The organism is Pantoea sp. UBA6567, assembly GCF_002434165.1.
Classification (GTDB): Bacteria; Pseudomonadota; Gammaproteobacteria; order Enterobacterales; family Enterobacteriaceae; genus Pantoea; species Pantoea eucrina.
The window spans coordinates 927,133-939,288 of record NZ_DJJN01000006.1 but is presented as its reverse complement, the minus strand read 5'-3'; the positions used below and the strand labels follow the sequence as shown (position 1 = coordinate 939,288).

The window sequence follows — 12,156 nt, the reverse complement described above, 5'->3', positions numbered from 1 at the left end:
ATTACGCGTCCGGCCGGAAAGCGGCTTACAGTCCCAGCAGGCCAATCGAGTAACCAATAATCCCGATCGCAAAGAAACCGATGATGATCCACAGCGCGTTAACTTTACGACGCAGCAGCCACATACAGCCAAATGTCAGCAGCAGCGGGATCAGGCCGGGCATAAGCTGGTCAAGAATAGACTGAACGGTGGTTACCGTGGTTTTACCGGTCTGGTCGGTAATACTCGATACCACCAGCGGCACGTTAACGTGGGTCCATTTATTGACCAGTGCGCCCATCACAAACAGGCCGAGGATCGAGGCGCCTTCGGTGAGCTTCTGCAGAAAACCGCCGCCCATATCGCTGACGATATCAACGCCTTTGCGATAGCCGTAAGCAACGCCGTAATAGCGGGTCAGCAGGCGCACAACGTTAAACAGCACAAAAAACAGCAGCGGGCCCAGCAGGCTGCCGCTCATGGCGATCCCTGCACCAAGCGCGGCAAACACCGGCCGTACGGTGCCCCAGAAGATGGGATCGCCTACGCCTGCCAGCGGCCCCATCAGACCCACTTTAATGCCGTTAATAGCACCATCATCAATGGCGGCGCCGTTTGCCCGCTGCTCCTCCATCGCCATAGTGACGCCCAGTACCGGCGCGGCGACATAGGGCTGCGTGTTGAAAAACTCCAGATGACGCCGGATCGCCTGTTTACGTGCGTCGTCGTTTTCCGGGTAGAGGCGACGGATCACCGGCACCATGGAAAAACAGAAACCGAGCGCCTGCATACGTTCAAAGTTCCATGACCCCTGAAGCAGGTTAGATCGTATGAACACGGCGCGGACATCACCGGAGGTGAGCTTTTTAGCCATTCGCGTGCTGTCAACCATAGTGGCACCTGCTCCTAGTCAAGTTCATTATCAAGGTCGTTTTGCGAGGCACCTGCCGGTGCTGCGCCTGCGACCCGGTTATATTTCGGGGCGAGCTGGATATAGAGAATCGCCATCACGACGCCGATAACGCCCAGCGCAACCAGATTGAAGTCAGTAAACGCGGCGGTGACAAACCCGAGATAGAAGAACGGCATCAGATAACCGGCGCGCATCATATTGATGACCATTGCGTATCCCACTACCACAATCATGCCGCCGGCGATGTTAAGGCCGTTGGTGACTACCTCCGGAATGGAACTCAGTAGCGTATGCACGGCGCTGGTGCCGACAGAGATAGCGACAATCAGCGCCGGGATGGCAATGCGCATCGCCTGCAGCAGCAGGGCAGAGACATGGATCCAGGAGATAGCGGTGAGGTTACCTTTCGCGGCCGCGTTATCTGCCGCATGCTGAAACGCCACGGTCAGCGTTCGCACGATAATGGTCAGCACCTGACCCGCTGCGGCCAGCGGGATCGCCAGAGCGATACCGGCACCGACGCTCTGTCCGCCGGCAATCACCAGGATGGTGGATATAATGGAGGCGAGAGCCGCATCGGGTGCTACCGCCGCCCCGATATTCATCCAGCCCAGCGCGATCATCTCCAGCGTGCCGCCGATAATAATGCCGGTTTTCATGTCACCCAGCACGGCACCAATCAGGGTACAGGCCACCAGCGGACGGTGAAACTGAAATTCATCCAGGATAGAACCCATACCGGCAATACAGGCCACGATAAATATCAGCACAATCTGTAACGTGGTTATTTCCATTTTGCATCTCCTCAGCACGCCCGCCATTATTGCCGGGCGGCAACAAGTCAGGCGGTGGCCTTCGCAATCAGGTCCATCATATTAAGCTTTTGATCGGTGGAGACTTTGCGTACCTCAAGCTCAATCCCGTGGGCGTTGAGCTGACGAAAAGCGGCAATATCTTTTTCATCTACTGAAACCGCATTATTGACCTGCGTCTTACCCTGACGAAACGCCATGCCGCCGATATTCACAGAGGTAATATTGACGCCCTGCGCAACCACGCGCTCAACGTCGGTGGGATTAGTAAACAGCAGCATGACGCGTTCGCCCGCATATTTGGGGTTATTCCAGACGCGGATCATTTTTGCGATATCGACCACGTGTGCGGTTACGCCCGGCGGCGCCACCTGGGTCAGCAGGGTTTTACGCACGTGATCGTTTGCCACTTCATCACTGATTACAATAATGCGACTGACGCCGGTCTCTTTAGTCCAGCGGGTCGCTACCTGGCCATGGATCAGACGATCGTCTATGCGCGCCAGCCCGATTTTCATATGCTGGCCCGGCGCCAGCGGTGGCGGCGGCGGCGCAGCAGATTTAGCCGGCGCTGCGGCAGCGGAAACCGGGTTCGCCTTTAGCGCTTTAATGCCCTCACGGCCGGCATCGGTTGCGACCTGCACCAGCGCCGCCAGTTCAGGATTGTCATCGCGGGCCATCAGCGTTTCGACCAGCATCGGAATATTCACGCCAGCAATGACCTCCTGATCCGGGCGATCCGTGACGAGACGGCTGGCGGCATTAAACGGGCTGCCTCCCCATGTATCGACCAGAAACAGGACTCCCTGAGCGGTATCAAGCTCTGCCAGCCGGGCACGATACTTATCCATCAGGGTTTCGGCGTTTTCACCGGGTGCAAAATCGATACAGGCGACATTGTGCTGTTCGCCCAGCAGCATCTCTACTGTTTTCAGGAGCGGCTCTGCTGCCCAGCCGTGTGTACCAATGACTAATGCGATGGTCACCTGCTACCTCCGTTTATGACGAAACCCTGTCATTAAAGGACGTTGACAGGAATAAAGGATGCGGCCGGGCCCGTCAGGCAATATAAGCCTGAGCCGCTACGATGGAGCCCCCATCGGTTTGCGTTAAGGTCGCCGTTTATTTTAGTTAGCGAAAGAAGAAAGAGTGTGACGCCTGTCGGTTATCTGGTGTAACGGCGGTTCAGCGGACTTTTTTATGCCGTTTTTATGCGCCAGCGCAGCTATGTGTAAATGTAAGAAAATTTTTTGATCTTGTTGAGGTAACTGATACATTAACTTTCTGTTTATTACTCAGGAGTACCGGGCTCAAGCTCACCTTTATGGACCGTCACCGACGTCGCTTCTTATCCTTACTGTGCCAGCCGGCGCAGATCGCCACGCCATTCAGCGTTATTTCGCCTTCGACTCTTCAGCTGTCTCACTTACCGGTGCAGGCTGATTTTCGTGCGTCTACTTTCTTAGCAAGGAGTCACTAATGGAGTTTCTCTTGGATCCCTCGATCTGGGCGGGGCTGTTAACGCTGATCGTGCTGGAAATTGTGCTGGGTATCGATAACCTGGTCTTTATCGCCATTCTTGCTGACAAACTGCCGCCAAAGCAGCGCGATAAAGCGCGACTGATCGGTCTGTCGCTGGCGCTGGTGATGCGCCTCGGCCTGCTCTCCCTGATCTCGTGGATGGTCACGCTGACCCGTCCGCTGTTCAGCGTGATGGATTTCAGCTTTTCCGGTCGCGATCTGATCCTGCTGTTTGGTGGCCTGTTCCTGCTTTTCAAGGCCACGATGGAGCTGCATGAGCGTCTGGAAAATAAAGGCATGGAGCAGCAGGGTAATCGCAACTATGCCAGCTTCTGGGCAGTGGTCGCACAAATCGTGGTGCTGGATGCCGTCTTCTCACTGGATGCCGTGATTACCGCAGTGGGTATGGTTAACCACCTGCCGGTGATGATGACTGCGGTGGTGATCGCAATGGGCGTAATGCTGCTGGCATCGAAGCCGCTGACTAATTTTGTCAACGCTCATCCGACGGTTGTCGTGCTCTGCCTGAGCTTCCTGCTGATGATCGGTTTGTCGCTGGTAGCGGAAGGGTTCGGTTTCCATATTCCGAAAGGTTATCTCTATGCGGCGATCGGCTTCTCAATTTTGATTGAGCTGTTTAATCAGATCGCGCGCCGTAATTTTATGCGCCATCAGGCGCGCCGGCCAATGCGTGAGCGCACGGCAGAAGCTATTTTACGCCTGATGGGCGGGCGCAATCGTCAGCAGCAGCCTTCAACGGATGAGCATACGCTGAATAACGCTATGCCGCAGGAAGCGTTTAAGGATGAAGAGCGCTATATGATTAACGGCGTACTGACGCTGTCGCAGCGCTCTATTCGCAGCATCATGACGCCGCGTGGCGATATCTCATGGGTTGATGTAACGCGTCCGCTGGATGAGATCCGTATGCAGCTGCTGGATACGCCACACAGTCTGTTTCCGGTGTGCCGCGGTGAGCTGGATGAGATTATTGGCGTGGTGCGCGCAAAAGAGCTGCTGGTGGCGCTGGAGCACGGTATGGATGTGACCACGTTCGCATCAGGCTCGCCGGCGATTGTTGTCCCTGAGACGCTGGATCCTATTAATCTGCTGGGCGTGCTGCGCCGGGCGAAAGGCAGCTTTGTTATCGTAACCAACGAATTTGGTATGGTGCAGGGTCTGATTACGCCGCTGGACGTGCTGGAAGCGATTGCCGGTGAGTTCCCGGATGAAGATGAGACGCCGGATGTGATCGCCGATGGTGATGGCTGGCTGGTCAAAGGCGGCACCGACCTGCATTCGCTTCAGCAGCTGCTCGACTACCATGAACTGGTTAAACAGGAGGACGATCACGCTTCGCTGGCGGGCCTGCTGATTGAGCAGAAAGGTCAGCTGCCGCAGCCTGGTGAGGTAATCGATCTGCCGCCGCTGCACTTTGAAATTGTTGAGGCGACAGATTACCGTATCGACCTGGTACGGGTGACCAAAGATGCGCCTCACGATGAAGATGAAGAAAACGCGTAATCGCGCGTAGCTGTTCAATCAGGGCCGTCGTGAAGACGGCCCTTTTTTTAACCCGCTGTTTCCTGATGCTGAGCCAGCCATGCCGGAAAATCTTCGATCGGCATGGGGCGCGCATAGAAGTAACCCTGCAGATGATCTACCCCGCGCTCGCGCAGATAGGAGGCCTGTTCAGCGGTCTCCACGCCTTCGGCCACCAGCGCAATCTTCAGCCGCTGCGCCAGTGAAATCACCATATCGGTTACCGTGGCGTTGATCGCGTCAGTGCCGATCGCCGCGGTAAAAATCTTGTCAATTTTCAGCACATCCGGCTGCAGATCTTTCAGGTAGGCCAGCGAACTGTGCCCGGTGCCGAAATCGTCTATCGCCAGGCGTACGCCAATGTTATGCAGCTGCGCCACGACCGACTGATCGATAACCGGCAAGGCGTCACGCTCTGTCAGCTCCACAACCAGCTGCGGATGGGGGTTAGCAGGCCACCAGATCTGCTGCAGATCTTCCACAATGGCGCGATCGTGAAAATGGCTGGCGGCGACGTTAATCGCAATATGGAACGCGCTGCTTTGCGGCAGCTGCGGCAGCGCCTCTACGGCCCGGGCAATCACGAAGCGGGTAAGGGGAGCGATCAGGTTTTGCCGTTCCGCCAGAGGGATAAAGACGTCAGGTGCAATCCATCCCTGACGCGGATTATGCCAGCGCAGCAGAAGCTCAATACCCTCACACTGTTCGCTGCGGGCATTGATCAGCGGCTGACAATAAACCATAAACTCACTGGCGGTGATGCCGTAGCTGATTTGCCAGCTGAGGCTCATGCGATTGGCCGTTGCCAGCCAGACAATATAGCCAATCAGCAGGCTCAGCATCACCGCCAGCGGCAGCTGGGAAGGCAGCGTATTTAACGCCAGGCGCGCCGGAGAAGGGCCGTAGAGCGTAATGGTGAACGGGTAGCGTAAAGATGCCTGATCGTAAGCGACCTCGTCATCCGAGGGCACCGTGTGTTCAATCATCGGATTACCATACTCAAGGCTCTGACCGCCCACGTTGAAAATAGCCCGCTCTACCCACGGCAGCTGAGGCTCAAGCAGATAATTGCTCATCAGTTCAACATTCACCACCTGCAGCAAGCCATCGCGATTATCCAGCGACTTTGGCGTCCAGAGCAGCAACACCGGCGAGCCTTTAAGCAGATAATCATCTGTGGTCAGCAGCATGCGCTGATTATTGAGCGCCAGCTCCGGATAGGTCTGACTAAAAGAGATATCGCGGGCGCCATAGATGCTGGAGCAGTAGATAGTGTCATTTTGCACCAGCAGCACGGTGCGTACCGTCTGCAGCGCAGCGATCTTTTCAATCAGCGGATAACGCACCAGCGAACAGGGCAGGCCCACCAGGCCCAGCGTGTTATTGGCGGAGACGTCCAGCGGCGAGAACATACGGTCAAAGCGCTCAATGGCGCGGCTGGCAAAGTTAAGAGACTGCTGCTCAATACGTGACTTCTCTTCGATATAACGAAAAGTCAGGGTAAGGATCAAAACCAGCGTCGCGATCACTAACGCAATAAGCAGCCGCTTACGGCGAAATTGACCCACAAATTGCTGGGGAATGAGCATCAGTAACCACCTTGTTAAGACACAGACCAGGAGCAAATTAACGTGAAGGTTATCGGCATCGGGACGGCCAGGTTTAGCGCTGCCCGTTAAAAAAGCAGGCAATAAAAATTGCGTCCTGCCGGATCCGCGCAGGAAAATTACAATATCTGGTTTGGCAACGCCGAGGTAGGTAAAAAAGCAGAAATCAGTATGAGTGCGCTGATTTTAACCAGCGCACTCCGGACAGGTATCAGTCACACTGAACTTTGATGGCCAGACCGCCACGCGAGGTTTCGCGATATTTAGCGTTCATATCTTTACCGGTCTCATACATGGTCTCAATGACTTTATCCAGCGAGACGCGCGGGGCGCTGGTCCGGCGCAGCGCCATGCGCGCTGAGTTGATGGCTTTGACCGATGCAATAGCATTGCGCTCAATGCAGGGCACCTGCACCTGACCGGCAACCGGATCGCAGGTCAGACCCAGGTTATGCTCCATACCAATTTCCGCGGCCACGCAGACCTGCTCCGGGCTGGCGCCCAGCAGCTCCGCCAGACCCGCCGCCGCCATAGAGCAGGCCACGCCCACTTCACCCTGACAGCCTACTTCGGCACCGGAGATAGAGGCGTTCATTTTATAGAGAATACCGATAGCGCCTGACGCGAGAAAATAACGGATAAAGATATCGGGCGTGACGCTTTCGATAAAGTGATCGTAATAGGCAAGCACCGCCGGCACGATGCCGCAGGCTCCGTTAGTCGGGGCCGTTACCACGCGTCCGCCTGCCGCATTCTCTTCGTTTACCGCCAGGGCAAACATATTGACCCAGTCGATAACGTTCATTGGATCATTGGAGTGCTTGGTCGATGAGACCAGCAGGCGACGCAAAGAGGCGGCACGGCGCGGAACGCGCAGCGGCCCCGGCAGCACGCCTTCGGTGTTCAGACCGCGGTCAATACACGCCTGCATGGTCTGCCAGACATCGGTAAAATAGCGGGTGATCTCTTCACGGCTGTGCAGCGCCAGCTCATTTTGCATCACCAGTCCTGAAAGCGACATGCCGGTCTCGCTGCAGTGGCTGAGCAGCTCTTTTGCCGAGTGAAACGCATAAGGTACCGCGACTTCATCCAGCACCGGCTGGCCAAAATGCGCTTCATCCACGATAAACCCGCCGCCAATTGAGTAGTAGGTTTTCGTCAGAATCAGCAGATCGCCGGCAAACGCATACAGCGTCATACCGTTTTCATGCAGCGAAAGATTCTCACTGCGGAACACCATGCCGCCTTCGCGTGGAAAGTCGACCTCATGCGCGCCCTTAGCCAGCAGCAGGCGCTCACGCGTTTCCGTATCTTTAATAAATGCCGGGATCGCATCAATATCCACGGTGGCAGGTTCATAACCCGCCAGACCCATAATGATAGCGATATCCGTATGGTGACCTTTGCCGGTCAGCGAGAGAGAGCCATACACATCCACCGCTACGCGCGTGACATCCTGCAGTTTGCCCTGCTCAGCCAGCAGATCCACAAACTGTTTGCCCGCTTTCATCGGACCTACGGTATGTGAACTGGATGGGCCGATGCCCACTTTGAACATGTCAAAAACACTAATCAACGGTAACGCTCCTCACAAATACGGGGTTCTGCGGCCTGAGCCGTAATTGCGGCTAATAGTAATCGCCACGGCGGGCGAAAGAACAGCTTTTCGCATGAAATAATCTAATTATAAACCGCAGAAATAGTTATCAATCCATACCTTTGTGAAGTGGATCGATTTTTCAGCTATGAGTTTACACACGGCATTCAGGGCAGCGCGATCTGCTGACCAAGCGCACGAATAATTCCGGCCGTCATGCCCCAGATAAAATAATCGTTATACCAGGAGAGCCATATCCGGTGCTGACGCTGGCCGCGATATAACGTCAGCGGATGATAGCGGGCCAGATGCAGTGCTTCACGCAGCGGCATGGTAAAGGCGCTTTCGACTTCATCCGGGTTCAGACGGAGCGGCATGGCTGGCAGGATCCCCACCACCGGCGTGACGGCAAAACCGGTACTGCTGGTGACCGCCGGCAGTACACCGGCTATCTGCACCTGACGGGGATCGATCCCGATCTCTTCCTGCGCTTCACGCAGCGCGGTATCGATCAATGACGTATCGCTGGCATCCTGCATGCCGCCCGGAAAAGCGACCTGGCTGGCATGTTTACGCAGCAGCGCCGAGCGCCGCGTCAGCAGCAGTGCCGGCTCGGCGCTGTTGATAATCGGCACCAGCACTGCCGCATGACGTCCGGCAGGGGCCGGCAGGCGTGCGGGTGGCGGAGGCTGCAGCATAAAACGCGTCAGAAACTGGCTGAGTTCGGCAGTCATATTACTTCTCATCGCTGAGGCAGGGCAGAATGCGGTTAACCTTATGGAAGGTCTCTTCATATTCAGATTGCAGATCGCTGTCAGCCACCAGTCCGCCACCGGCGGCGCAGTAGAGGGTATTGTTTTCAGCGATCAGCGTACGAATGGTAATACTGCTGTCCATACGGCCACACAGGCTGATATAGCCTATGCTGCCGCACCAGGCGTTGCGACGATGCGGCTCCAGCTCTTCGATAATCTCCATCGCACGGATTTTTGGCGCTCCGGTGATTGAGCCGCCCGGAAAGCAGGCGCGCAGCAGATCGGTGGCGCGCAGCCTGTCGGGCAGACGGGCCCGCACGGTGCTCACCAGATGATGCACTGCCGGAAAGGGTTCAACCACAAACAGCTCAGGCACGCTCACGCTGCCGGGTTCAGCCACCCGACCAATATCATTACGCATCAGATCAACAATCATCAGATTCTCCGCACGATCTTTCGCGGAGTGCGCCAGCTTTTCCGCCTGCAGACGATCGGCCTCTGCATCGGCCAGACGCGCCAGCGTGCCTTTGATCGGACGCGTTTCAATAACGTTTTGCTGCAGAGAGAGAAAACGTTCCGGCGACAGGCTGAGCAGCGCGCTGTCCGGCAGACGCAGAAAGGCGCTAAAGGGCGCGCGATTGGCGCGTGTAAGGCGCAGAAACGCCTGCCACTCATCCCCGCTATAGCGCGCCTCGAAACGCTGAGCAAGATTGACCTGATAGCAGTCACCTGCCTGAATATACGCCTGTACAGCATTGAAGCGTGCTGCATAGGCTTCGCGCGTCAGGTCAGAGCGCCACGCGCTGGTTAAGTGAAACGCCCGCGGCAGCGGAACCGCCTGCGCCTGCAGCCAGCGCCAGCGCGCGTCAGCATCGCTGAGAGAGACCAGCGTAAGCCGCTGCAGGTGATGATCGGCAATCAGCGCCCAGTCATAAAGGCCCACCGCCATGTCAGGCGTCTGCAGATCCTGCTGCGCTACCGCCGGCAGCTGTTCAAACCGGCGGCCGAGATCGTAGCCAAACAGGCCCAGCGCACCGCCCTGAAAAGGCAGATCGGGATGGGAGGCGGGCTGCAGGCCCAGCCGGTCAATCTGCCGCTGCAGCAGCTGCAGCGGATCCTCCCCGGAGCGCTGAATGCCGGTGCCATCATCGGTTTCGGTATACCCGCCGCGCGTGGTGAGCGTGATGCGCGGATCGGCAGTCAGAATATCAAAGCGGTTATCGGCGTGATCGGCCTGACCCGAGGTCAGCAGCATGGCCCACGGGCGATGCGCCAGCGTGGCAAAGCGGTTCAGCAGTGCATCGGGACTATAGGTAAGCGTGAGGGTTTTCGCGATCATGGGTTCAGCAGCATTCAACAGGCAGAGGCGTAGCCTGGCATATTTTTTTGCCACTGGCACCTGTTTGTTCCGCGTGGGATAATGCCCGTCCGATTTAATCTGGAGTAACGTATGTTTACAGGGCTTCCGGCACTATCTCATGAGCAGCAGCAGCAGGCGGTTGAGCGAATTCAGGAACTGATGGCGGGCGGCATGGCCAGCGGCCAGGCGATTGCGCAGGTGGCGCAGGAAATTCGTGAAACCTTTACCGGAGAGGCAATCAGGGCACGCTTCGAAGATGAAGATGAAAACGAATAGTGCCCGTGCCGCTTAACGTGCGGCGATAATTTTTATTTCTACTTTATATTTCGGATTCATCAGTCCGGCCTGTACGGTGCAGCGTACCGGCGCGTTGCCCGGTGATACCCATGCGTCCCAGGCGCGATTCATCGCCGCAAAATCCGCTTTATCCACCAAAAAAATCGTGGCGTCGAGAATATTGCTCTTGTCCGATCCGGCGCACGCCAGAATACGATCGATGACTGCCAGCGCGTTAGCCGTCTGCGCCTCCGCATCGGCATCCAGATTTTCCGGGACGCTGGTGTAGTAGATCGTATTGCCGTGTATCACGGCTTCGGACATGCGGTGTTCTATTGGCTCAAGTCTTATTATTTCTTTAGTCATTTCATAACCTTAATCATCGTTAGTTCCATTCCTGAAACTGGTGTGGGACAAATTTGGGACATTTTGCATAAAAATATCATCTATCCGCTTCGCATGTAGGGATAAATGACCAGATGAGAAGTGAGCATATCGTCTAACCATGTTGATATTTTGCCAGCCTCCCATCTCCTGCAGAACAGATATCGGCACCCCGGCCATAATCAGCCAGGATGCCCAGGTGTGTCTCAGATCGTGAAATCTAAAGTCCTCAATGCCTGCTCTGCGCAACGCCGATCTCCAGGCTCCGTTCGCGTTGCTGTTGACAGGTCGCGTGACCTTTGAAGCTTTTCCGGTATTATCTTTCTCAGTTTCCACGTAAACAAACACGTACTCGTGATGCCTGCCAATGTTCTTTCTCAGCACTGCGCAGGCCGTATCATTTAGGGCAACGCCAATTGCCCTGCCTGATTTACTTTCGTCCGCGTAAATCCACGCCATCTTTTTCTGAAGATCTATCTGCTCCCACTTTAGCCTGGTAATGTTAGATCGTCTTAACCCGGTGCTAAGCGCAAACTCAACGGTTGACTTCAGAGGCTCAGAACATTCACTGATAAGCCTTTGAGCTTCCTCAGGCTTGAGCCACCTTATCCGTCGCTCCTTTGCCACAGGGACTTTAATCACGGGGGCTTTTTCCAGAGCCTTCCAGTCTCTCTCTGCAGCCCTGAACAGCGATCTGATGAAAGAAAGCCGTTTTATCTTTGTCCCCTGCGAAGCCAGTTTTGGCTTGTACTCGGGAGCTGGCTTTCCTCTTTTTGCTAAGGCTTCAGCTTTTTGCTTCCATCGATTGAGGTGGTTGCGGTTTTCGATGCGCGCTACCGCTGCATAAACTTCTCTTTCGGTGATGTCCTTTAAATGCTTCCCTGCCATTGATTCAAGCCAGAACTTTATAATGTGCTTGTCATCGGCCAGGCTCTTCTTCTCGGACTTTTCATTGAGCCAGCGCACACAAGCCTGTTCAAACGTCATGGAGACCGGGTCACCAAGCCTTGATGTTCTCCATGATTCAGCTTTTATTTTGTCGTGCAGCTCCTGCGCTTGTTGCTTGTCGGACGTGCCAAGAGATTGCTTAACTCTTTTTCCGCCCGCCGTTGTGAAACTGGCGTACCAAATTTCACCTCTGCGGAAGATCGACATGATTTATTCTCCTCATGTGCATCTGCCGCGCTCACGGCGACAGTGTGCAATGGATTGTTCAGAGCGGCAATACATGCCTGACGAGTGAGAAGGTAGGGTGACTTCGGTTTGGACGGGTCTTTGCGCGTGGCGGCCAGCCTGCCGGTTTTAATCCACTTATTGCAGGTTGGCCGGGATATGCCGAGAAACGCGCAGGCCTCATCCAGGGTAAGCGCATATGCTTCCATGAATAGCCTCTACAGGTAGCTGAAGATA

General features: G+C 55.6%; 12 protein-coding genes. 2 read left to right on the top strand and 10 right to left on the bottom strand.

Going from position 1 to position 12,156, the window contains the following annotated elements; translation table 11 throughout:
- Window positions 1-25: 25 nt before the first annotated feature.
- Genes B4M48_RS10475 through manX form a run of 3 tightly spaced genes read right to left on the bottom strand, consistent with a single transcriptional unit; the run spans window position 26 to window position 2,690 of the window.
- Window positions 26-871 carry a PTS mannose transporter subunit IID gene (locus B4M48_RS10475; RefSeq protein WP_071668873.1) on the bottom strand — a complete coding sequence of 282 codons (846 nt, stop codon included), beginning with the start codon at window positions 869-871 and terminating at the stop codon, window positions 26-28.
- A gap of 14 nt (window positions 872-885) precedes the next feature.
- Window positions 886-1,686: a PTS mannose/fructose/sorbose transporter subunit IIC gene (locus B4M48_RS10470; protein ID WP_104085085.1), complete on the bottom strand. Its 801-nt coding sequence runs from the start codon at window positions 1,684-1,686 to the stop codon at window positions 886-888.
- 47 nt (window positions 1,687-1,733) lie between these two features.
- A complete protein-coding gene (gene manX / locus B4M48_RS10465) occupies window positions 1,734-2,690 on the bottom strand; it encodes a PTS mannose transporter subunit IIAB (RefSeq protein ID WP_288656633.1) in 957 nt (318 codons plus the stop codon).
- Between the two features lie 493 nt (window positions 2,691-3,183).
- Between manX and B4M48_RS10460 the strand changes: the two genes are divergently transcribed.
- A complete protein-coding gene (locus tag B4M48_RS10460) occupies window positions 3,184-4,749 on the top strand; it encodes a TerC family protein (RefSeq protein ID WP_039384757.1) in 1,566 nt (521 codons plus the stop codon).
- A gap of 47 nt (window positions 4,750-4,796) precedes the next feature.
- On the opposite strand, the gene B4M48_RS10455 is transcribed toward B4M48_RS10460, so the two are convergent.
- The 4 genes from B4M48_RS10455 to pabB all read right to left on the bottom strand — a co-directional run bounded on the left by B4M48_RS10455 (window position 4,797) and on the right by pabB (window position 10,065).
- Window positions 4,797-6,356 (bottom strand): EAL domain-containing protein, encoded by a 1,560-nt coding sequence (locus B4M48_RS10455; protein WP_039384755.1) that lies wholly within the window; start codon window positions 6,354-6,356, stop codon window positions 4,797-4,799.
- A gap of 229 nt (window positions 6,357-6,585) precedes the next feature.
- On the bottom strand, window positions 6,586-7,950 hold the full coding sequence (locus tag B4M48_RS10450) for an L-serine ammonia-lyase (protein ID WP_039384754.1): 1,365 nt from the start codon (window positions 7,948-7,950) through the stop codon (window positions 6,586-6,588).
- A 188-nt stretch (window positions 7,951-8,138) separates the two neighbouring features.
- Window positions 8,139-8,705 (bottom strand): CoA pyrophosphatase, encoded by a 567-nt coding sequence (locus tag B4M48_RS10445; protein WP_288656630.1) that lies wholly within the window; start codon window positions 8,703-8,705, stop codon window positions 8,139-8,141.
- A gap of 1 nt (window position 8,706) precedes the next feature.
- Window positions 8,707-10,065 carry an aminodeoxychorismate synthase component 1 gene (gene pabB / locus B4M48_RS10440; RefSeq protein WP_288656629.1) on the bottom strand — a complete coding sequence of 453 codons (1,359 nt, stop codon included), beginning with the start codon at window positions 10,063-10,065 and terminating at the stop codon, window positions 8,707-8,709.
- Window positions 10,066-10,176: 111 nt separating this feature from the next.
- On the opposite strand from pabB, the gene B4M48_RS10435 reads away from it, so the two are divergent.
- A complete protein-coding gene (locus tag B4M48_RS10435) occupies window positions 10,177-10,362 on the top strand; it encodes a YoaH family protein (RefSeq protein WP_039384746.1) in 186 nt (61 codons plus the stop codon).
- Between the two features lie 12 nt (window positions 10,363-10,374).
- Here the strand turns inward: B4M48_RS10435 and B4M48_RS10430 are convergent, their stop codons facing one another.
- The 3 genes from B4M48_RS10430 to B4M48_RS10420 are packed head-to-tail and all read right to left on the bottom strand — an operon-like array spanning window position 10,375 to window position 12,128.
- Complete coding sequence (locus B4M48_RS10430) at window positions 10,375-10,728, bottom strand: RidA family protein (RefSeq protein ID WP_288656627.1); 354 nt, start codon at window positions 10,726-10,728, stop codon at window positions 10,375-10,377.
- A gap of 9 nt (window positions 10,729-10,737) precedes the next feature.
- On the bottom strand, window positions 10,738-11,895 hold the full coding sequence (locus B4M48_RS10425; RefSeq protein WP_233496271.1) for a site-specific integrase: 1,158 nt from the start codon (window positions 11,893-11,895) through the stop codon (window positions 10,738-10,740).
- Window positions 11,778-12,128, bottom strand: a complete 351-nt coding sequence (locus B4M48_RS10420) for a helix-turn-helix domain-containing protein (RefSeq protein ID WP_113655105.1) — start codon at window positions 12,126-12,128, stop codon at window positions 11,778-11,780. The genes B4M48_RS10425 and B4M48_RS10420 overlap by 118 nt, the downstream gene beginning before the upstream one ends.
- Window positions 12,129-12,156 lie beyond the last annotated feature (28 nt).

Excerpts from the sequence above, each read along its gene's own strand:
- B4M48_RS10435 (WP_039384746.1), top strand. The coding sequence starts at position 10,177 with ATGTTTACAGGGCTTCCGGCACTATCTCATGAGCAGCAGCAGCAGGCG.
- B4M48_RS10430 (WP_288656627.1), bottom strand. The coding sequence starts at position 10,728 with ATGACTAAAGAAATAATAAGACTTGAGCCAATAGAACACCGCATGTCC.
- B4M48_RS10470 (WP_104085085.1), bottom strand. The coding sequence starts at position 1,686 with ATGGAAATAACCACGTTACAGATTGTGCTGATATTTATCGTGGCCTGT.
- B4M48_RS10460 (WP_039384757.1), top strand. The coding sequence starts at position 3,184 with ATGGAGTTTCTCTTGGATCCCTCGATCTGGGCGGGGCTGTTAACGCTG.
- B4M48_RS10420 (WP_113655105.1), bottom strand. The coding sequence starts at position 12,128 with ATGGAAGCATATGCGCTTACCCTGGATGAGGCCTGCGCGTTTCTCGGC.
- B4M48_RS10475 (WP_071668873.1), bottom strand. The coding sequence starts at position 871 with ATGGTTGACAGCACGCGAATGGCTAAAAAGCTCACCTCCGGTGATGTC.
- B4M48_RS10455 (WP_039384755.1), bottom strand. The coding sequence starts at position 6,356 with ATGCTCATTCCCCAGCAATTTGTGGGTCAATTTCGCCGTAAGCGGCTG.
- pabB (WP_288656629.1), bottom strand. The coding sequence starts at position 10,065 with ATGATCGCGAAAACCCTCACGCTTACCTATAGTCCCGATGCACTGCTG.
- B4M48_RS10445 (WP_288656630.1), bottom strand. The coding sequence starts at position 8,705 with ATGACTGCCGAACTCAGCCAGTTTCTGACGCGTTTTATGCTGCAGCCT.